Genomic DNA, 20,433 nt, shown 5'->3' with positions numbered 1-20,433 from the left:
GAACGGCGGGCGGGACGGAGAGTGTGAGGGAAGGGAAAATAAGGTGACTTTATGAGTACCAGCTTCCGCGAGTGGATCGCGGCCAACGGGATCAGCGAGGTCGAATGCCTCGTGCCCGATATGAACGGCGTCATCCGCGGCAAGGTGTGGCCGGCGCAGAAATTCCTGCAATCGGTCCATAACGGATCGCTCCGGATGCCGAGCAGCATCTTCAACGTCACCGTCACCGGCGAATATGCCGATGAGCCGTCCGAGGCGGAAAGTTTCAGCGACCCGGACGTGTCGCTCCACCCCGACCCCGCATCCTTGTGCGTGGCGCCGGGGTTCAAGACGCCGACCGCCTTCGTCTTCGCCGACGCGCATCACAAGAATGGCGACCCGTTCGAGATCGCGCCGCGTCATGTGCTGAAGAAGGTGCTCGGCCTTTACGACAAGATGGGCTGGGAGGTGGTGGTCGCCCCCGAGCTGGAATTCTACCTGACCAAGGTCAACACCGATCCCGATCTGCCGCTGGAGCCGCCGGCCGGGCGATCGGGCCGCGCCGAGACCGCGCCGCAGCCTTATGGGCTGGAGGCCGTCACCGAATATGAGGATCTGATCGAGGACATCTATGAGCAGGCCGAGGCCGCCTCGCTCCATCTCGACACGATGATCCACGAGGCGGGGACCGCGCAGCTCGAGATCAACTTCAACCATGGCGAGCCGATCCACCTGTGCGACCAGGTGATCGTATTCAAGCGCATCGTCCGCCAGGTGGCCCTCAAGCACGGTGTCTATGCGACCTTCATGGCCAAGCCGATGGAGCATCAGCCGGGCAGCGCGATGCATCTCCATATCTCCGCCAACGACAAGCTGACGGGACGCAACCTGTTCGGCGAGAAGCCCGATGGCCTGAGCGACGTGTTCCGCCATTTCGTGGGGGGATTGCAGAAATATCTGCCCGAAGTGGCTCCACTGTTTGCACCCAATATCAACAGCTTCCGCCGGATGCGGCCGGGCCATGCAGCGCCGATCAACCTGCAATGGGGCTATGACAACCGAAGCTGCGGGCTGCGCGTGCCGATCACCGACGTCGCCAATACGCGGATCGAGAATCGGACGCCGGGGGCCGACGCCAATCCCTATCTCGCGCTCGCGGCGTCATTGGTGTGTGGTTTCATCGGCGTGCGTGACGCGGTCAATCCGGCGCCGATGGTGGAGGGCAATGCCTATCTCCACCTGCGCACCTTGCCGCGCAATCTCGACGAGGCGCTCGACCGCTTCACCGAATGCCCCGAGGTGATCGAACTGCTCGGCGACAAGTTCGTCCGCGCCTTCCTGCTGATCAAGGCCGACGAGCTCACCGCCTATCAGGGCGTGATCAGTTCGTGGGAGCGCGACCATCTGCTGTTGAAGGTGTGAGCCAGCTTCCCCTCCCTGGCATCAGGGAGGGGATTGAGGGGTGGGTGCCCTCGATCGCAAGACCTTCGCCCGCCGCACCCACCCACCCCCAGCCCCTCCCTGCACGCAGGGAGGGGAGAAGGAAGGAAGATGACCAACCCCAACGACCTTGCCGCCTTCTGGCTGCCTTTCACCGACAATCGCGGCTACAAGGCCGATCCCCGCCTGCTCGCGCGGGCGAAGGACATGCATTACTGGACGCCCGACGGGCGCCAGATCCTCGACGGGACGGCGGGGTTGTGGTGCGTCAATGCCGGCCACACGCGACCCAAGATTGTCGAGGCGATCCGCGAGACCGCGGGGGAACTCGATTTCGCGCCGACCTTCAATCTTGCCCATCCGCTCGCCTTCCGGCTGGCGAGCCGGGTGGCGGAGATCGCGCCCGATGGCATGGACCATGTGTTCTTCGCCAATTCCGGGTCGGAGGCGGTGGATTCGGCGCTCAAGATCGCATTGGCCTACCAGCGCGCCATCGGCCAGGGCAGCCGCACCCGGCTGATCGGCCGCGCGCGGGCCTATCATGGCGTCAATTTCGGCGGGGTTTCGGTGGGCGGCATCGTCAACAACCGCCGCGCTTTCCTCAGCCTGCCCGGTGTCGACCATCTGCCGCATACCTATAACCATGCCGAACAGGGGTTCAGCCGCGGGCAGCCCGAATGGGGCGCGCATCTGGCCGACGCGCTGGAGGACATCGTCAACCTGCACGGCGCGGAGACGATCGCGGCGGTGATCGTCGAGCCGGTGGCGGGATCTACGGGCGTGCTGGCGCCGCCAAAGGGCTATCTTGAGCGGTTGCGCGAGATCACGAAGAAATATGGCATATTGCTGATCTTCGATGAGGTGATCACCGGTTTCGGCCGGATCGGCGCGCCCTTTGCCGCGCAGGCCTTCGGCGTCACGCCCGACATGATCACCATGGCCAAGGGGCTCACCAACGGCGCGGTGCCGATGGGGGCGGTCGCAGTGGCGAACCATGTCCACGCCGCGGTGGTCGACAATGCCGCGCCGGGGATCGAGCTGTTCCACGGTTACACCTATTCAGGCCACCCGCTGGCGGCGGCGGCCGGCCTCGCGACGCTCGAAACCTATGCCGAGGAAGGGCTGTTCGTGCGCGCGGCGGGGCTGGCCGACTATTGGGCGGACGCGATCCATGGCTTGCGCGATGCGCCGCATGTGATCGACATCCGCACGATCGGGCTGGTGGCGGGGATAGAACTCGCACCGCGCCCCGATGCGCCGGGCGCGCGGGGCAAGGCGGTGTTCCATCGCTGCTTCGATGATGGCCTGCTGGTGCGGGTGACGGGCGACATCATCGCGCTGTCGCCGCCGCTGATCATATCGACGGCGCAGATCGACGAGATTGCGACGCGGATCAGGGATGCGGTGGCGGTCGTCGATTAGAGCCGATCGCGAAGCGCAAACATCGACATCGCGGCCACCAAGGTCGGCCAGCGCAGCCATTTGCCGCCGGGGAAGGGGGGTACGGGGATGCGGGTGAGACGGGTGAAGTCGGGGCTGTTGCCGCCGGCCAGCGCATCGCCCAGCAGCTTGCCGAAATAGGGGGCGAGGACGACGCCGAGGCCCGAATAGCCGCCGATCGCGGTGAGGCCGGGTTCGACCTCTCGAACGAAGGGCATCCGCGTGGGCGTGACGCCGAGGGTGCCGCCCCAGCCATAGTCGAGCTTAACATCGGCAAGCTGGGGAAAGACCTTGAGCATGTGCGGGCGGACGAAGGCGGGGATGTCGGCGGGGAAGCGCCAGCGATAATTCTCGCCGCCGCCGAACAGCAGGCGATGATCGGGGGTCAGGCGGAAATAATAGACGACGAAGCGCGAATCGGAGACTGCGACATTGTCGCGGATCAACGACTGGGCGCGGGCCGCGCCCAGCGGCTCGGTGACGGCGATATAATTGTTGATCGGCATCACCCGCGCTTCGGTTTTGGGTGACAAGCCGCGGAGATAGCCGTCGCCGGCGAGAAGTATGCGGTCGGCGGTGATGGTGCCGCGTGCCGTTTTCACCTGCCAGCCGGCGGCGGTGCGGGTGAGGCCGGTCCCTTCTGTATGTTCGTGCAAACGCGCGCCGGCTGCTGCGGCAGCGTGGGCCATGCCAAGTGCGAGGTTCAGCGGATGAAGATGGCCGCCGCGCCGATCGAGCATCCCGCCATGATAGCCCTTGGCACCGAGCATTTCGGACAGCGCCTCGCCGGTGACGAACTCGGCATGGGGATAATCATAGCGGGAGCGGAGCAGCTCCACCGCGGCGCGGCTGTGGGGGACGTAGCGGCGCTTGTGATCGACGTGGAGCAGGCCGGGGGTGAAATCGCAGGGGATGCCGTGGGTTTCTATCAGCCGATCGAGATGATCGCGCGCGTCGATCGCGATCCGCCAGACGTGCATCGCATCGTCGGGGCCAAGCACGCGCTCCAGCCATTCGGGATCGCGGCGCTGGCCGACATGGACCTGGCCGCCATTGCGGCCTGAGGCGCCCCAGCCGAGCCGTGCCTGTTCGATCAGCCGGACTTGCCAGCCGGCCTCCGCCAGCCGGAGCGCCGCGCCGAGCCCGGTATAGCCACCGCCGATGATGCAGATATCGGCGCGCGCATCGCCGTCGAGCGGCGCTGCGACAGGGCCCGGGATCGCCGTCGCGGCATACCAGGACGGCGGATAATCCCGATCCTCACCGTCGCCCCGCATCGATCGTGTCCCTTGCTTGTTGCAATGCGGCGTTGACGGCCGCCATCTGTGATCTTAGCCTCAGTTCGACATAGCAGAAGGGGGCTTCGATGACCGACCTGCCGACGATCGTGCCGCCGCCTTCTCGCCGAGGGTTTCTTGCTGGCCTGGGTATCGCGGCGGTGGGGCTCAGCTTCACCTCGCTGTCCGGCTGCGGCAAGGGCGGCGAGACGGGCGCCAAGGCCAAGACGCTCAATTTCTACAATTGGGACACCTATATCGGCGAAACCACGCTGGCCGATTTCAAGGCCGCCAGCGGCATCGACGTCAATATGAGCCTGTTCGCGACGAACGACGAACTGTTCGCCAAGCTGCGCGCGGGCAACCAGGGCTATGATGTGATCGTGCCGACCAACGATTTTGTCCAGCGGATGGTGGCGGCCGACATGCTGATGCCGCTCGATCATGCGAAGATCCCGAACTTCAAGAATGTCGCGCCCGAATTCCAGGACGTGCAGTTCGATCCCGGCCGCAAACATTCCATGCCCTATACCTGGCTGGTGATGGGCATCGGCTATCGCAAGTCGAAGATGGACGGCGTGCCGGACAGCTGGAAGTGGGTGTTCGATTCGGACAAATATAAGGGGCGCATTGCCCTGCTGTCCGAAGCGGGCGATATGGTGCGGCTGGCGATGAAATATCTCGGCAAGCCGATGAATACGGCCGACGACGCCTCGCTGAAGCAGGTCGAACAGCTGCTGATCAAGCAGAAGCCCAATGTCGCCGTCTTCCACCAGGACAATGGCCAGGATCTGCTGCTGGCTGGCGACGTCGACATCTGCATCGAATATAATGGCGACATCGCGCAGGTGATGCGCGAGGACAAGGATATCGATTTCGTGGTGCCCAAGGAGGGCAGCCAAATCTCGTCCGACTGCCTGTCGATCCCGAAGGGCGCGCCCAACCCGGATCTGGCGCACGAGTTCATCAACTATCTGCTCGACGCGAAGGCGGGAGCGGAGATTTCCAAGACGATTCAGTTCCCGACGCCCAATGCCGCCGCCAAGGCGCTGATGGACGATGCCTATAAGAATAACCCGGTGATCTTCCCCACCAACCTCGCCAACAGCGAATATGCCCAATATTCGAGCGAGGATCTGTCGCGGAAATATGAGGAATTGTTCACCCGCGTCCGCGCGAGCTGAGGTTTAGCGCCAGGAAGGCGGCGGCGACGGTGGCGCGACATCGGGCACGAGCTCGATGATGTCGAGGTCGTTGCCGCCGCGCGGAACCACCAGCCGCCACTGGAAATCGCCGACCCGCTCGCACACGCCAGCGGTGTCGGTATCCGGGCTGTCGCCATAGGCCGGGGCGGGGCCTTCCGGGCCGCGGAGCGTGGAGCCGAGGAAGATCAGCCGTTTTTCCCCGTCCGGCCAGAGCCGGCCCTGAGGACGATCGCTGCCGGTCGCCTTGGTAAGGATCGTGAGATCGCCTTCCTCCTCGACGAAGCAGAACCAGGGCTGGAAGGACTGGAAACCGCCCTGGGTGCCGGTAAAACGCAAGGTGCGGCAGCGGTAACGGCCGGGCGGGGGCAGGGGGCGGACCAAAGCGGCGTCGGCTTCGAGGAGTTTGCCTTCGGCGGTGACCGCGGGCTTCCGCCACGCCTTGACGGCGGCCAGCGCGGAGGCCCAGCGGGCGCCCAGCGCGTCGATCGCCGACTGATCCTCTTTCTTCGCGATCGTCCGCCACTCGGGCAGTTGCGGTTGCGGCGGGGGCTCGACCGACACCTTGACGTCAGCACGATCCACCGGCTGCGCTGTCGTGCAACCGGAAACAAGCAAAAGCGCCACAAGGCACAGGATCTTCGACGTCATGATACGCTCCGTCGCGATCAACCCAACTAGAAGCTGGGGCCGAAGTATTAACAATTTCCTAACAAACCGACAGCCATTGAGCAGCCATAACCGATTTTGGCAGTAATTTCGCGGAGAGAACGAAGTTTCGCCAAAGGGACATTGCCGTCACCGATCCGGGCGACAGGCCATTAGCGGAAGGATAGGTTGCCGGCCGGAGAGGAGCCGGACATGGCCGAATGGATGCACCGCCACGCGCGGATCAACGGAATCCGCATGCATTATGTGGAGCAGGGGGAGGGGCCGCTGATCATCCTCGCCCATGGCTTTCCGCACCTCTGGTATAGCTGGCGGCACCAGATACCGGCGATTGCGGCCGCGGGCTGGCGGGTGGTCGCGCCCGACCTGCGCGGCATGGGCCAGACGGAAGCGCCGGCCGACCCCGCGCTTTACGATTGCGACCACACCGTCGGCGACCTGATCGGCCTGCTCGATCATCTGGACGAAGAGAAAGCGGTGTTCGCGGGGCTCGATTTCGGGGTGTTCGCGATCTACGATCTCGCCGTCCGCCACCCGGATCGCGTTGCCGGGATCATCGGCCTGCAGAATCCCCATACGCCCCACCTGCCCGAACTGTCGCCGCTGAAGGAAGCGGCCGACATGGCGGCCAAACACTTCTCCCACATCCATTATTTCGTCGATCAGCCGGGCGTGGCCGATGCCGCGCTCGATGCCGACCCGCGCGATTTCCTGAAGGCGGTGCTATGGGGGCTGAGCGGCGCGCACCATCTGCTCGACATGTGGAACTACCCGCCGGGGACGGCTTATCGCACGGCCTTGCCCGATCCGCCGCCGCTGCCCTGGGCGTGGATGAGCGAATGCGACATGGAATATTATGTGTCCGAATATAGCCGGTCCGGCTTCACTGGCGGGCTCAACTGGTATCGGGCGATGGACCTGCGCTGGCAACAGCGCCGGGCGTTCGAGGGGGTGAAGACCCAGGCGCCTTATTTCTTCATCGGCACCGAGAATGACGTCGACCTGGAAGGCTTCCATGGCGACGATCCGCTGGGCGCCATCAAGCTCCACCATGGAGACGTCCGCGCGGTCGAGATGCTGCCGGGGGCGGGTCATCTGGTTCAGATGGAGCAGCCGGAGGCGGTGACGGGGCTGATGCTGAAGTTTCTGGAGACGCTGCGGTAACCCACACGCGCCACCCATTCTCGCTGGGGTAACGCAATAAGGGAACGGGAAGTGGAAACGCGACCGCCCTGCCCGCGGTCAAGCGGACAGGGCGGCGCGACGAACAGGTAAGGGGCCTATTCGTACCGGAGCGCGTGGACCGGGTTCGCCCGGGCGACGCGGAAGGCGTGGCTGCCGATCGTGCCGACCGCGATCAGCAGCGCGAGCAGGCCGGCGAGCAGGAAGGGCGTCGGCCCGAGCGCGATGCGGCTGTCGAAGCCGTTCAGCCAATCCCGCATCACCCACCAGGCGATCGGCCAGGCGATCAGATTGGCGATCAGCACCGGCCGGCTGAACTGCCACACGAGCAACTGGACGATGTCCCGCGTCCGGGCGCCCAGCACCTTGCGGATACCGATTTCCTTGGTCCGGCGTTCGGCAGTGAAGGTGGCGAGCCCGAACAAGCCGAGGCAGCCGACGACCACCGCGAGCACGGCGAAGGCGGCGAACATCTGCGCGCGGGCGGCTTCCTTCGAATAAAGCTCGCGGACGATATCCTCGCTGAACTCCGCCTCGAACGGTGCGTCGGGCGCGATCTTCTTCCACGCGCGCTCGATCCGTTCGCGCACCACCTTGGGATCGCCGTTGTAGCGAACCACCAGCACGTCATAATTATTGTCGTTGCGGGTGATCATGATCGGATCGATCGGCGTGCGGATCGAACGGAAGCGGGAATCGTCCATCACGCCGACGATCGTCACCGGCGTGAGGCCGTATTTCTCGCTGTCGACCATGCTGGTGCGGACGGTCTTGCCCACCGCATCCGCCGGGCTGGCGAAGCCGAGCCGCTTGGCCGCCAGCGCGTTGATGACCATGTTGACGCCACGCCGGGCCAGCGCCTGTTCTACCACCGGATCTTCGGGGAAGGGCACGGTGGCGTCGTCGGCTGGGCGGTTGCGATCGAGCTTGCGGCCGGCGAGCATGCGGATGCCCATAGCGTCCACCCATTCCGGATCGGTGCTATAAGTGCCGATGTTCACGGCATCCTTGCGCCCCGGCACCTGGAAACCGCGGTTGCTGTTGTTGCGCGTGTTGACCCCCATGCCGGTGCCGGCGACCATCGTCACGCCTTCGACGCGGGCGATCTCGTCCTTGATCGTCTGCTTGCGGGTCTCGATCTGGCGGCGGCCGAAATTATCGACCTGCAAGATGCCGTCGCGGCGATAGCCGGGGTCGACGCTCTGCGCATACATCGTCTGCGTGTAGATGATCGCCGTGCAGATGATCAGCCCAATCGACACGGCGAACTGGCCGACGACGAGGATACTGCGCAGCCGCGCGGACCCTTCGGTATCCGCCGCCGAGCGATTGGCCTTGAGCACGCGTGCCGGCTGGAAGCGGGAAAGGACGAGGGCCGGATAGAGGCCGCCCGCGACGCCGACGATCAGAACCAGCAGGAGGATCGGCAGCAACACGCCATCGCTGCCGAAATAATGGAGCTGCAGCCTGGCATCAAGGAAGTTGGCGAAGAGCGGCAGCAGCAACTCGGCAATGGCGAGAGCGACCAGCATCGCGATTGCGGCGACGAGGATCGATTCGCCGACGAACTGGCCGATGAGCTGGCGGCGGTTGGCGCCGAGCACCTTGCGCAGCGCCACTTCGCGGGCGCGCTGGCTGGCGCGCGCGGTGGCGAGGTTGGTGAAGTTGACGCACGCCATGCCGAGGATCAGCAGCGCGATCACCGCGAAGGTATAGACCGTGCGCTTGTCATTGCCCGGCGTCATCGATGCGCCCTGCGCTTCGCCGAGATGGATGTCGCGCACATTGACCAGGCGCCAGTCCTGCTCGTCACCGGCATTGTAACGGATGCCTTCGACATCCTCGTCGGCGATGTTGCGCTTTTCCCAGGCGGGGAATTGGGACTGCAGCGTCTGCACGTCGGTGCCGGGCTTGAGCTGGGCGAACACCCAGCCCGATTGCCAGCCCCATTCTTCCATGAACTCGGGCTGCTCGGCGAAATAGCTGGTGAAATCGATGCGGGCGATGATCGTCAGGTGGAAGCTGCTGTTCTTGGGCGGATCCTTGACGATGCCGGTGATGCGGAAATCCATGGTCTTGCCGCGGGTGATCATCGTCATCGTCTGGCCGACCACATTGGTGGTGCCGTAGCGTTTCATCGCCTCGGCCTCGGTAAGGACGACCGTGCCCGCTTCCGACAAAGCGGTTGCGGGATTGCCGGTGGCGAAGGGGAAGCGGACGATGTCGAAGAAGGGGCCGTCGACCAGCAATATGTCGTTGGCCGCCGTCGCCTGGCCGTCCTTCATGACGACCGGACTGCCGCTCAGCGCGAAGACGGTCTTTTCGACCTGCGGAAAATCCTTCTTGAGCATCGTGCCCGCCACATAGGCGGTCATCTGGATGTTGAACTGCTGGCCCGTCTCCTTAGACGTGTAGAAGGACTGCAGCTCATAGGTGTTATCGGCATTGCCGAGGAACTGGTCGTAGGTGAATTCGTAGCGGACGAAGAGCAGGATGAGGATGCACGCCGCCATGCCGATGGCGAGACCGAGAATGTTGATGAGCGCATAGGCGCGGTTCTTCGCCAGCGAGCGGATGCCGACGGTGAGATAGTTGCGCCACATGGCCTTGATCCTCTCCCCCGATATCAGGCGGCGCGGCGCCGTTCGACGAGCACGCGGCCGTCGAGCATGTTGACGACGCGGCTGGCATAATCGGCATGGGACGGCGAGTGGGTGACCATGACAATGGTTGTGCCGTCGCGGTTTAGCGCCTGCAGCATGTGCATCACCTCTTCGCCATGCTGCGTGTCGAGATTGCCGGTGGGCTCGTCCGCCAGCACCAGCGCCGGCTTGCCGACGACGGCGCGGGCGACGGCGACGCGCTGCTGCTGGCCGCCCGAAAGCTGGCTAGGGCGATGGTCAGCGCGGTGGGCAATGCCGACGCGATCCATGACGAGATCGACGCGCTTGCGGCGTTCGGCCGCGGGGATGCCGTGATAGAGCAGAGCGAGCTCAACATTCTCGCGGACGCTCAGCTCGTCCACCAGGTTAAAGCTCTGGAAGATGAAGCCGATGTTGCGCTTGCGGACGTCGGCCAGCTGCGGTTCGGAGAGGCCGGCCACTTCCTGATCGCGGAAACGGTAGGAACCCGCGGTCGGGCTGTCGAGCATGCCGAGGATGTTGAGCAGGGTCGATTTGCCGCAGCCCGACGGCCCCATGATCGCGACGAATTCGCCGTCGAGAATGTCGAGGTCGATCGCGTCAAGCGCCGTCGTCTCGACGGTGTCGGTGCGGTAGGTGCGGGAAAGGTTGCGCAGGCTCAGCATCGGCTTCAGTCCTTGTCCGAGAGGTCGAGATCGAGCCGCGCCTTGTCGGTGAGGCCCGTATAGGGGGAGGTGATGACGCGCTCGCCGGGTTCGAGCCCGTCGAGTACCTCGATGAAATCGGCATTGCGGCGACCGAGGCGGACGGTGCGCTTCTCCGCGCTCTTGCCATTGGGAGCGACGACAAACACCCAGGCGCCGCCGCTATCGTTGTAGAAGGCGCCGTTGGGCAGGATGCGTGCAGGCGCGGGATCGCTGAGCGTCAGCTTGGCCTGCAGGGTCTGCCCGCGCTGGATGCCCGCGGGTTCGGGCCCGACGAATATCAGATCGACCTCGAACTGGCCGTCGCGGACCTGCGGATAGATTTTCGCGACCTTGAGCCGATAGGGCTTGCCGCCATGTTCGAGCGTCGCCGCCTGGCCGGGCTGGACGCGGCCGAGATAATATTCGTCGACGCCGGCGGCGAGCTTGTTGCGGCCCGGGCTGTCGATCTGGCCGAGCCGTTCGCCCTGCTGCATCGACTGGCCGATCTGGATCGAAAAAGCGGTGAGCTGCCCCGCGACCGGCGCGCGCAGGTTGAGCGATTCGAGATTGGCGGTGGCGATGCCGAAGCTCGCCTGCAACGATTCCGCCGACTTGCGGAGCTGGGCGAGTTGCTGCGACTGGAGCCGCTCGTCGGTGGCCTGGGCGGTGCGCAGCACGGCGGCGCGACGCTGCTGGAAGCGATAATCCTCGGCCGTGTCGGCGAAGGTCTTCTTGGCGACCCAGCCTTTCTCGGTCAGCGCAGCCTCGCGCTCATATTGCCGGCGGGCCTTGGCGGCGGCGGCGTCGGATTCGATGATCGCGCGCTGATTGTCGAGGCGGGTGCGCGAGAGCGCCAGTTCCTGGCTGCGCATATTGTTGAGCTGTTCGGCCACCTCGGTCTGGCGGGCCAGCACGGAAAGCTGGAGATCGGCGTTGGAAAGCTCGGCGAGCAACTGCCCCTTGGCGACGGTGGCGCCGTCCTCGACCAGCACTTTCTCGACCCGGCCGCCTTCGACCGCATCGAGATAAACGGTGACGAGCGGGGTGACGCGGGCGCGCAGCGGCAGGAAATCCTCGAACACGCCCTGGCGCACCTCGCCGATCGCGAGGCGCGAGGCGGCGACGGTCTGGCTGTCGCCCGAAGGCGCCAGCATCCAGAAGCCGCCGAGCCCGGCCAGCCCGACGCCGGCCGCGATGCCGAGCTTGAGCCTGGCCGGCAGACGCTTCTTTTCGACCACGCGGTCCATGCCGCCGCCGGAATGGGGCGCATCGGGCGACGCGGGATCGTTCGATTTGAGGGTAACAACAGACATGGCCGAAACAAAGCAAGCGGCGTGCCACAGCAGAAATTGCCGGATTTCCGGGGTTTCGGCCCGAAGCCGCCCGGCGTTGATTGTCCGGAACCGGACAGTCCCGGTGTCCGATCGCGGACACAGATCCGCGTCGACCCTCCCGAAATGGCGGAATGCCGGGCTTTCCCGGCTGGCACGCAAATTGATTGTCCGGAACCGGACAGCTCCTAAAAGGGGTGGCCGCAATGGGGAGCGCGCATGGCCGGCGACAAGCCTTATGATCTGTGTCTGGTGGTGGACGATGACGAGGATATCCTCCTCGCCGCGCGGCTGTTGCTGCGCCAGATCTTCGCCGAGGTGGTGACGACGACCTCGCCCGAGGACGCGGTGGCGATGATCGCCAGCCGATCGCCCGACGTGATCCTGCTCGATGCCAATTTCGCCCGCGGCGCCACCGACGGCGCGGAAGGTTTCCGCTGGCTGGGCAAGATGCTGGCGGTCGACCCCCAGGCGGTGATCGTCCTCATCACCGCGCATGGCGGTGTGCAGGTCGCGGTCAACGCGATGAAGCAGGGTGCGACCGATTTCGTCACCAAGCCCTGGGCCAATGAACGGCTGCTGGCGACGGTGCGGACCGCCGCGGCGCTGCGGGCGTCGCGCCGCGAAACCGGGGTGGAGAAAGCGAAGGCGGCCGCGATCGCCGCGCCGGCAGCCGGGGAAACCCCGTTGCTGGGCCAATCGCCTACCATGGCGCATGTCCTGTCGCTGATCGAGCGCGCTGCGCCGACCGACGCGAATGTGCTGATTCTGGGGGAGAATGGCACAGGCAAGGAATTGGTGGCGCGCGAGATTCACCGCCGTTCGCGCCGTGCCGATGGCGTCATGCTGTCAGTCGATCTGGGCGCGGTCGCGGACAATCTGTTCGATTCGGAACTGTTCGGCCATGTGAAGGGAGCCTTCACCGACGCCCGCGCCGATCGCGTCGGGCGGATGCAGGCGGCCGACGGCGGCACTTTGTTCCTGGACGAGGTGGGCAATCTGCCGCTCCACCTGCAGCCCAAATTGCTCACCGCGCTCGAACAAAGACGGGTGACGCCGGTGGGTTCCAACAAGCCAGTGGATATCGACGTCCGCATCGTCGCCGCGACCAACATGGCGCCGGAGCGGTTAGGCGATGAGACCGTGTTCCGGCCGGACCTGCTGTTCCGCCTCAACACCGTCGAGATCGAGCTGCCGCCGCTCCGCCGCCGGCGCGAGGACATTCCCCTGCTGCTCGATCATTTCCTGCGTTTCTATGCGCGCAAATATGGCAAGCCCGAGCGGGCGGTGCCGGGCGAGCTGCTGGGGGAACTCGTCGCTTATGACTGGCCGGGCAATGTCCGCGCGCTGCGCCATGCCGCCGAACGCGCGGTGGTGCTCGCCAATGGCGAGCATTTCGTGATGGCCGATTTCCCGCTGCCGCGCACTGCCGGCGCACCGATCCGGCTGTCGCCCGAAGCCGCACCGCCGCCGATGCAGGATCTCAATCTCGAACGGGCCGAACGGCAGATGATCGAGCGCGCGTTGAAGAAACATGCCTATAACATCTCCGCCGCTGCCTCCGAACTGGGGCTGACGCGCGGATCGCTCTATCGCCGGATGGAAAAGCATGGGCTTTGAGCGCGCCTTCGCGATCGGCCTCGCCTGGCGGCTGGCGCTGGTGGGCCTTGCCACGCTGGCCTTCACCTGGGCGCTGAACCAGCCCGATCTCGCCGCGGTGCGGGTGGTGGCTTTCCTCGCCTGCGTCGCCACCATCATTTTCCTGTGGCGCCACATCCGCCGCACCAATGTGGAACTGTCCCGCTTCGTCGAAAGCGTGCTGCATGGCGATCTGGCGCAGGCGTTTGGCCGGCCGGGTTCGGGCAGCGGCTTCGACGAGCTTGGCGCGACGCTCGACAAGGCGATGCGCAAGCTGCGCGAGGAGCGGCTGGCGATCGCCGACGAGGGCCGTTTCGCCGCGGCGCTGGTCGACGAATCGCCGGTGGCGCTGCTGACGATCGACGCCGAGGGCCGCATCGACCTGGCCAACAAGGCGGCGCGCAAGCTGTTCCGCCGCGTTGCCGGTGTCCGCCGTGACGATTTCGCGATCCACGGATCGACCTTCGTCGCCGCGCTCGAGGCGCTCCAGCCCGGTCAACGCCGGCTGACGACGATGCTGCTCGATGGCGCGGCGCAGCGGGCGATGCTGGTCGCGGCGGGCGTGTCGCGAATGGGGCAGGGGATGCGGCTCGTCTCGGTCCAGCCGATTCAGGGTGAGCTTAATGCCGTGGAGTTGGGCGCACAGGCCGATCTGGTGCGCGTGCTCACCCACGAGATCATGAATTCGATGACCCCCGTCACCTCGCTGGCATCGAGCGCGGCCGAACTGATGAAGGAAGTGGATGACGGGAGCGACCCCGCGCTCGGTGATGCGCGGGCGGCGGTGGAGACGCTGGCGCGGCGCGCGGCCGGCATCATGCATTTCGTGGAAACCTATCGCCAGTTCATCCGCACGCCCGAGGTTTCGGTGCGGCGTTTCGCCGGCAAACCCTGGGCGGACGAGATCGGCCGGCTGTTTGCTGCGTCCGACCATGGCAAGTCGGCGCGTCTTGCCATCCAAGTCGCGCCGGACGACTTGTTGCTCGATGCCGATCCCGACCTGCTGGCGCAGGTGGCGATCAACATGGTCAAGAATGGCGCCGAGGCGGCGGCCGGCCATGCCGATCAGCCAGAGGTGCGGCTGGAGATGGAGCCGCTGCCCGGCGGGCGGACGATCATCGCCATCAGCGATAATGGACCGGGGGTCGCCGCTGGCTTTCGCGAGGATGTGTTCCTGCCCTTCTTCACCACCAAGCCCGCGGGCACGGGCGTGGGGCTCAGCCTCGCCCGGCGGATCGTCGTCGCGCATGGTGGCTCGATAACGCTCGCCCCGCCGAGTGAGGGCGGGGCGAGGTTCGAGATCGTCGTCTAGCGGTTAGGGTTTCGGCGCTGCCGCCCGCCGCCGATCGATCATTTTCTTCGCGACATAGGCGCCGCCGAGCGCAAGGCCGAGTGGCCCGAGCCGGCGCAGGCCGCCGGCCGTCGCGGCGCCGAGCACAGCACCCTTGAAGCCGCCGCGGCCGTCGCGCCGATCAATCTCCCGCCCGACAAGGGCACCGATAAGCTTGCCGATCATATATCCTCCTGACCTGCCTGCCAAAGCGCGCGAACGGTGGTTTCGGTTCCGCGTCAGGCAGCCCAAGAGATCATGCGCGAAATATCGGTGCGGTCCTTGGCCTTCAGGCCGGTGCGGCCGAGCAGGTGGGACTTGATCTCGACATCGGCGGGGAGCTTGTCGACGAACTCGATCACCCGATCATATTCGGTCTTGGCGAGCTTCCATTTGCCGTCGACGCGGCGATATTGGTCGCGATAGATGGCCGTGCCCTCGGTGCGGGTGCGATCGCGCAGATCGACGAAGATATCCTCCAGATACCAGACGCCCTCCGCCGTATCATCGCCGGTCAGCGTGATTTCCGGCTGATGGCCCTGATGGAGCGCGGCGGCGTCCGAGTGGAAGGAATTGGCGAGGAATTCGAGCAGGTTCTCTCGGCCCTGGAGCTTCACCTTATAGCCGCCGCCGCGATATTCGACCTCGATATCGTCGGTGAACATATCCGACAGCAGGCCGATGTCGGCGGTGTCTATGCCGCGGAAATAGCGGTGCTTGAGGGTGCGGATGTCCTCGAAATCCGAAAGCTGCTGCAGCGTATAGGCCATGATGCTCTCCTGCTTGTCCCGCCGGGCTAATCCTCCCCGGCGGACGACGCAACGGTGGCGGCGCAGCCGATGGCCGCCCTGCGAAAGCGCGTCACTTTACGGCTATGGATGGCCGATCATCTCCTCCGGCCGAACCAGCCGGTCGAAGGTGGCTTCGTCGACCAGGCCGAGCGCAAGACCGGCCTGGCGGAGCGTCAGCCCTTGCGTATGGGCGTGCTTGGCGATCTTCGCAGCATTGTCATAGCCAATCTCGGGGGCGAGCGCCGTCACCAGCATCAGCGAGCGTTCGACCAGGTCGGCGATGCGGGCGCGATTGGGCTCCAGCCCTTCGATGCAGCGTTCTGCGAAACTCTCCATCCCGACACTGAGCAGATGGATCGAGCGGAGAATATTGGCACCGATCAGCGGCTTGAAGACGTTGAGTTCGAGATGGCCCTGCAGGCCGCCCACCGTGATGGCCTGATGGTTGCCGATCACCTGGGCGGCCACCATCGTCAGCATCTCGCACTGGGTCGGGTTGACCTTGCCGGGCATGATCGAGCTGCCGGGTTCGTTCGCCGGCAGATCAAGCTCGCCAAGCCCCGAGCGGGGGCCGGAGCCGAGCAGGCGGATGTCGTTGGCGATCTTGGTGAGCGCGACGGCGAGCGTGTTGAGCGTGCCGGAGAGGTGAACCAGCGGATCGTTGGAGGCGAGCGCCTCGAACTTGTTTTCTGCCGGGCGGAAAGGGAGGTCGGTGAGAGCGGCGATCTCCCGCGCAATCTCCTGATCGAAACCGGCCGGCGCATTGAGGCCGGTGCCGACCGCGGTGCCGCCCTGCGCCAGCGCGGTCATGCCGTGCATCACCGCGGGCTCGATCCGCTTGCGACAGCGGTAGACCTGGTGGGCATAGCCTGAAAATTCCTGGCCGAGCGTGAGCGGGGTCGCGTCCTGCAGATGGGTGCGGCCGATCTTGACGATATCGGCCCAGGCATTCGCCTTGGTATCCAGCACGGTGAAGAGGCGGTCGATTGCCGGGAACAGGTGCGCTTCGGCGGCGCGGGCGGCGGCGATGTGGAGCGCGGTCGGGAAGCTGTCGTTGGACGACTGCCCCATATTCACATGGTCATTGGGGTGAACCGGCGATTTGCCGCCGCGCTTGCCCGTCAGCAGCTCGTTGGCGCGGCCGGCGATCACCTCGTTGACGTTCATATTGCTCTGGGTGCCGGAGCCGGTCTGCCAAATGACGAGCGGGAACTGGTCGTCATGGCTGCCGGCGACGACCTCTGCGGCGGCGGTTTCGATCGCGTCGGCAAGCTCGGGCGCGAGGCCATGGGCGCGATTCACCCGCGCGGCAGCCTGTTTCACGATCGCGAGCGCATGGACGATGCCGATCGGCATCCGTTCGGTCGCGTCGAACGGGAAATTCTCGATCGATCGCTGGGTCTGCGCGCCCCAATACGCATCGGCCGGAACATGGATCGGGCCGATGCTGTCAGTTTCGGTGCGGGTATCAGACATGCGATTCTCCGTCGGCTCCATTTGCGTGAAATGGCGTGGGACGGAGGCAGATTCCAGCGTGGCTGGTGCGAATCGCTTATTTCTTGCGGGTGAAATCCACCGAGACGACGTTCGAACCGTCCTCGATCGGCTCGGCGATCGGCGCGTCATTGCCGGCGGGCGCCGTCTCCTGCGGCTCCTCATCCTCGACCTGGGCCTGGAACTGGAGCGCGAAATTGACGGCCGGATCGACGAATCCGGTCACCGCCGCAAAAGGAATCACCAGTTTCGCGGGCACCTGGTTGAAGGAGAGACCGACCTCGAACGCATCGGGGCGGACCTTCAGATCCCAGAAACGGTGTTGGATGATGATCGTCATCTCATCCGGGAAGCGTTCGATAAGGTGCTGCGGGATGTCGACGCCCGGCGCACCTGTCTTGAAAGTAATGTAAAAATGGTGCTGGCCGGGCAATCCGCCATTGGCTTGGACCTCGCCCAGCACCCGGCCGACGACGGCACGGAGGGCATCCTGGACGATCTCGTCATAGGGAATCAGGCTGTCGGGCGGTGTCTCGCTCATGCCTTCCTTCGTGAACATTGTGCCATTCAGGGTCAATAGTCTCGTTGCGTCGATGATCGACGACGCTATAGCGACCGCCATGCGCACGGCCACTATCCAGCGGACGACCAGCGAAACCGAGATCCTTGTCGAGCTCAATCTCGACGGGACCGGCAGCTATGAGGTGTCGACCGGAATCGGTTTCCTCGATCATATGGTCGAGCAGCTTTCGCGGCATTCGCTGATCGACCTGAAGGTCCAGGTGAAGGGCGATTTGCATATCGACCAGCACCACACGACCGAGGACAGCGCGATCGCGATCGGCGAGGCGCTGACCAAGGCGCTGGGCGACCGCAAGGGCATCACCCGTTACGGCACGGCCTATGCGCCGATGGATGAGACGCTGACGCGCGTCGCGATCGACATTTCGGGCCGGCCCTATCTGGTCTGGCGCTCCGAATTCAGCCAGCCGCGGCTGGGCGAGATGGACGCCGAGCTGTTCGAACACTGGTTCCACAGCTTCGCGCAGGCGGCGGGCATCACGCTGCATGTCGAGACGCTTTACGGCCGCAACAACCATCATATCGTCGAAAGCAGCTATAAGGCGCTGGCGCGAGCGCTCAGGATCGCGGTCGAGATCGACCCGCGCAAGGCCGATTCGGTGCCCTCCACCAAGGGGACATTAGGCGGCCATGCCTGAGCGCATCGCGCTCGTCGATTATGGTGCGGGCAATCTGAAATCGGTCGAAAACGCGCTGCGGGCCGCCGGCGCGGAAGCCGTGGCCGTCACCGCTGATCCGGCCGTGGTGCGCGAGGCCGACCGGATCGTGCTTCCGGGCGTGGGCGCCTTCGCGGCCTGTATGGGCGCGCTATCCGCGATCGACGGCATGATCGCCGCGATGGACGAAGCCGTGCGCGGGCGTGGCCGGCCGTTCCTGGGCGTCTGCGTGGGCATGCAGTTGCTGGCGGACGCCGGCGAGGAACATGGCCGCCATCCCGGCCTCGGCTGGATCGGCGGCACGGTTAGCGTGCTGAACCCGGCCGATCCCGCGCTCAAGGTGCCGCATATGGGCTGGAACGACGTCCGCCCGACCGGGCGCTGCGGTCTGATCGAGCCGGGCGAGGCCTATTATCTCCACAGCTTCGCCTTCGACGTCGCCGATGAGGCGCATCTGGCGGCCACCACCGACCATGGCGGCCCGGTCACCGCGGCGGTGGCCCGCGACACGATCCTTGGCGTGCAATTCCACCCGGAAAAGAGCCAGGCCTATGGCCTCGCCTTCCTGTCCCGTTTTCTTGCCTGGAAGCCCTGATGTCGCTGATCGTCTTTCCCGCTATCGACCTCAAGGACGGGCAGGTCGTCCGCCTGGCGGAGGGCGACATGGATCGCGCCACCATCTACGGCAATGACCCGGCCGAACAGGCGCGCAAGTTCGCGGACGAGGGGGCCGATCACCTGCATGTCGTCGATCTCGACGGCGCGTTTGCGGGCAAGGCGGTGAATGCCGGGGCGGTGGAAGCGATCATCCGCGCCTTCCCCGGCAAGGTGCAGGTCGGCGGCGGCATCCGCAACCGCGCGGCGGTCGATCGCTGGCTGGGGCTTGGCGTGGATCGCGTCGTCATCGGTTCGGCCGCGCTCGACGATCCCGATTTCGTGAAGGCGGCGGCGCGCGATCTGCCGGGGCGCATCGTCGTTGGCGTCGATGCGCGCGACGGGCTGGTCGCGACGCATGGCTGGGCGGATGTGTCCAACGTCCCCGTCATCGAGCTTGCGGATCGTTTCGCCGATGCGGGCGTGGCGGCCCTGCTGTTCACGGATGTCGGCCGCGACGGGCTGCTCAAGGGCTGCAATGTCGAAGCGACCATCCACCTCGCCCGCAACACCAATATCCCGGTGATCGCGAGCGGCGGGGTGAAGGATCTGGGCGACATCCTCGATCTTGCACGCCATGCGAGCGAGGGGATCGAGGGCGTTATCACCGGCCGCGCGCTGTATGACGGGGCGCTGAGCCTCGCCGCGGCGCTGCACGTGGCGCGGGGCCGATGACGGTCCGCACGCGGATCATCCCCTGCCTTGACGTGGCCGGTGGCCGCGTGGTGAAGGGCGTCAACTTCGTCGATCTGGCGGATGCGGGCGATCCGGTGGAACAGGCGCGCATCTATGATGCGGCGGGCGCCGACGAGCTTTGCTTCCTCGACATCACTGCCACGCATGAGGGGCGTGGGACGATCCTCGACGTGGTCGCACGGACGGCTGCGGTGTGTTTCATGCCGCTCACTGTCGGCGGCGGCGTCCGGACGGTCGAGGATGCCCGGGCGCTGCTTCTCGCCGGTGCGGACAAGGTTGCAATCAATTCCGCCGCGGTGGCGCGGCCCGAACTGGTGGCGGATCTTGCCGAGCGTTTCGGCGCGCAATGCGTGGTCGGCGCGGTCGATGCCCGGAGTGTCGCGCCGGGCAAATGGGAAATCTTCACCCATGGCGGCCGCAAGCCGACCGGTATCGATGCGGTTGCCCATGCCGTGCGCCTGGCCGAGCTCGGCGCCGGCGAATTGCTGCTTACCTCGATGGATCGCGACGGCACGCGCGATGGCTATGATCTGACGCTCACCCGCGCGATCGCCGACAGGGTGCGCGTGCCGGTGATCGCCAGCGGTGGCGTGGGCAATCTCGATCACCTCGTCGCCGGGGTGAAGGAAGGCCATGCCAGCGCCGTGCTGGCGGCTTCCATCTTCCATTTCGGCCAGCATTCGATTGCCGAGGCCCGCGCCGCGCTCCGCGCCGCCGGCCTGCCCGTCCGCGCCTGATTGACGG

Annotated in this window: 19 protein-coding genes; 10 read left to right on the top strand and 9 right to left on the bottom strand. The window is 65.6% G+C overall.

The window, feature by feature from the left end:
• Positions 1 to 51 precede the first annotated feature (51 nt).
• Both ACFB49_RS19675 and ACFB49_RS19670 read left to right on the top strand, forming a co-directional pair.
• Positions 52 to 1,401, top strand: a complete 1,350-nt coding sequence (locus ACFB49_RS19675; RefSeq protein WP_380873054.1) for a glutamine synthetase family protein — start codon at positions 52 to 54, stop codon at positions 1,399 to 1,401.
• A 129-nt stretch (positions 1,402 to 1,530) separates the two neighbouring features.
• Complete coding sequence (locus tag ACFB49_RS19670; RefSeq protein ID WP_380873051.1) at positions 1,531 to 2,841, top strand: aspartate aminotransferase family protein; 1,311 nt, start codon at positions 1,531 to 1,533, stop codon at positions 2,839 to 2,841.
• Here ACFB49_RS19670 and ACFB49_RS19665 read toward each other — a convergent pair.
• Positions 2,838 to 4,136, bottom strand: coding sequence for an NAD(P)/FAD-dependent oxidoreductase (locus ACFB49_RS19665; RefSeq protein WP_380873048.1), 1,299 nt, complete (start codon positions 4,134 to 4,136; stop codon positions 2,838 to 2,840). The two genes, ACFB49_RS19670 and ACFB49_RS19665, sit on opposite strands and share 4 nt — an antisense overlap.
• An 89-nt stretch (positions 4,137 to 4,225) precedes the next feature.
• Here ACFB49_RS19665 and ACFB49_RS19660 point away from each other — a divergent pair, with 89 nt between their 5' ends.
• Positions 4,226 to 5,320: a PotD/PotF family extracellular solute-binding protein gene (locus tag ACFB49_RS19660; protein ID WP_380873046.1), complete on the top strand. Its 1,095-nt coding sequence runs from the start codon at positions 4,226 to 4,228 to the stop codon at positions 5,318 to 5,320.
• 3 nt (positions 5,321 to 5,323) lie between these two features.
• On the opposite strand, the gene ACFB49_RS19655 is transcribed toward ACFB49_RS19660, so the two are convergent.
• On the bottom strand, positions 5,324 to 5,989 hold the full coding sequence (locus tag ACFB49_RS19655) for a DUF4893 domain-containing protein (protein WP_380873044.1): 666 nt from the start codon (positions 5,987 to 5,989) through the stop codon (positions 5,324 to 5,326).
• 210 nt (positions 5,990 to 6,199) lie between these two features.
• On the opposite strand from ACFB49_RS19655, the gene ACFB49_RS19650 reads away from it, so the two are divergent.
• Entirely contained in the window at positions 6,200 to 7,171 is a 972-nt protein-coding gene (locus ACFB49_RS19650; RefSeq protein ID WP_380873042.1) for an alpha/beta hydrolase, read from the top strand.
• A 116-nt stretch (positions 7,172 to 7,287) separates the two neighbouring features.
• Here the strand turns inward: ACFB49_RS19650 and ACFB49_RS19645 are convergent, their stop codons facing one another.
• The 3 genes from ACFB49_RS19645 to ACFB49_RS19635 are packed head-to-tail and all read right to left on the bottom strand — an operon-like array spanning position 7,288 to position 11,830.
• A complete protein-coding gene (locus tag ACFB49_RS19645) occupies positions 7,288 to 9,792 on the bottom strand; it encodes an ABC transporter permease (protein WP_380873040.1) in 2,505 nt (834 codons plus the stop codon).
• A 23-nt stretch (positions 9,793 to 9,815) separates the two neighbouring features.
• A complete protein-coding gene (locus ACFB49_RS19640) occupies positions 9,816 to 10,496 on the bottom strand; it encodes an ABC transporter ATP-binding protein (RefSeq protein WP_380873038.1) in 681 nt (226 codons plus the stop codon).
• Between the two features lie 5 nt (positions 10,497 to 10,501).
• A complete protein-coding gene (locus tag ACFB49_RS19635) occupies positions 10,502 to 11,830 on the bottom strand; it encodes an efflux RND transporter periplasmic adaptor subunit (protein WP_380873036.1) in 1,329 nt (442 codons plus the stop codon).
• A gap of 237 nt (positions 11,831 to 12,067) precedes the next feature.
• Here ACFB49_RS19635 and ACFB49_RS19630 point away from each other — a divergent pair, with 237 nt between their 5' ends.
• Complete coding sequence (locus tag ACFB49_RS19630; RefSeq protein WP_380873034.1) at positions 12,068 to 13,468, top strand: sigma-54-dependent transcriptional regulator; 1,401 nt, start codon at positions 12,068 to 12,070, stop codon at positions 13,466 to 13,468.
• The gene (locus ACFB49_RS19625) at positions 13,458 to 14,798 is read left to right on the top strand and encodes a sensor histidine kinase (RefSeq protein ID WP_380873031.1); all 1,341 of its coding nucleotides are present in this window, start codon (positions 13,458 to 13,460) and stop codon (positions 14,796 to 14,798) included. The genes ACFB49_RS19630 and ACFB49_RS19625 overlap by 11 nt, the downstream gene beginning before the upstream one ends.
• 3 nt (positions 14,799 to 14,801) lie before the next feature.
• Here the strand turns inward: ACFB49_RS19625 and ACFB49_RS19620 are convergent, their stop codons facing one another.
• The 4 genes from ACFB49_RS19620 to ACFB49_RS19605 form a co-directional block, all read right to left on the bottom strand.
• Positions 14,802 to 15,002: a hypothetical protein gene (locus ACFB49_RS19620; RefSeq protein ID WP_380873030.1), complete on the bottom strand. Its 201-nt coding sequence runs from the start codon at positions 15,000 to 15,002 to the stop codon at positions 14,802 to 14,804.
• 53 nt (positions 15,003 to 15,055) lie between these two features.
• Positions 15,056 to 15,586: a nuclear transport factor 2 family protein gene (locus tag ACFB49_RS19615; protein ID WP_380873028.1), complete on the bottom strand. Its 531-nt coding sequence runs from the start codon at positions 15,584 to 15,586 to the stop codon at positions 15,056 to 15,058.
• 102 nt (positions 15,587 to 15,688) lie between these two features.
• The gene (gene fumC / locus ACFB49_RS19610; protein ID WP_380873026.1) at positions 15,689 to 17,083 is read right to left on the bottom strand and encodes a class II fumarate hydratase; all 1,395 of its coding nucleotides are present in this window, start codon (positions 17,081 to 17,083) and stop codon (positions 15,689 to 15,691) included.
• A gap of 76 nt (positions 17,084 to 17,159) precedes the next feature.
• On the bottom strand, positions 17,160 to 17,642 hold the full coding sequence (locus ACFB49_RS19605) for an SspB family protein (protein WP_380873024.1): 483 nt from the start codon (positions 17,640 to 17,642) through the stop codon (positions 17,160 to 17,162).
• Between the two features lie 79 nt (positions 17,643 to 17,721).
• Here ACFB49_RS19605 and hisB point away from each other — a divergent pair, with 79 nt between their 5' ends.
• The 4 genes from hisB to hisF are packed head-to-tail and all read left to right on the top strand — an operon-like array spanning position 17,722 to position 20,426.
• Entirely contained in the window at positions 17,722 to 18,321 is a 600-nt protein-coding gene (gene hisB / locus ACFB49_RS19600) for an imidazoleglycerol-phosphate dehydratase HisB (protein ID WP_380873022.1), read from the top strand.
• Complete coding sequence (gene hisH / locus ACFB49_RS19595; RefSeq protein ID WP_380873020.1) at positions 18,314 to 18,934, top strand: imidazole glycerol phosphate synthase subunit HisH; 621 nt, start codon at positions 18,314 to 18,316, stop codon at positions 18,932 to 18,934. Before hisB ends, hisH begins: the two co-directional genes overlap by 8 nt.
• A complete protein-coding gene (hisA, locus tag ACFB49_RS19590; protein ID WP_380873019.1) occupies positions 18,934 to 19,668 on the top strand; it encodes a 1-(5-phosphoribosyl)-5-[(5-phosphoribosylamino)methylideneamino]imidazole-4-carboxamide isomerase in 735 nt (244 codons plus the stop codon). The genes hisH and hisA overlap by 1 nt, the downstream gene beginning before the upstream one ends.
• Positions 19,665 to 20,426: an imidazole glycerol phosphate synthase subunit HisF gene (gene hisF / locus ACFB49_RS19585; protein ID WP_380873017.1), complete on the top strand. Its 762-nt coding sequence runs from the start codon at positions 19,665 to 19,667 to the stop codon at positions 20,424 to 20,426. The genes hisA and hisF overlap by 4 nt, the downstream gene beginning before the upstream one ends.
• Positions 20,427 to 20,433: the final 7 nt, after the last annotated feature.

It is taken from the genome of Sphingomonas sp. DBB INV C78 (assembly GCF_042693015.1).
Classification (GTDB): Bacteria; Pseudomonadota; Alphaproteobacteria; order Sphingomonadales; family Sphingomonadaceae; genus Sphingomonas_E.
This window is presented reverse-complemented; position numbering and strand designations above follow the sequence as displayed.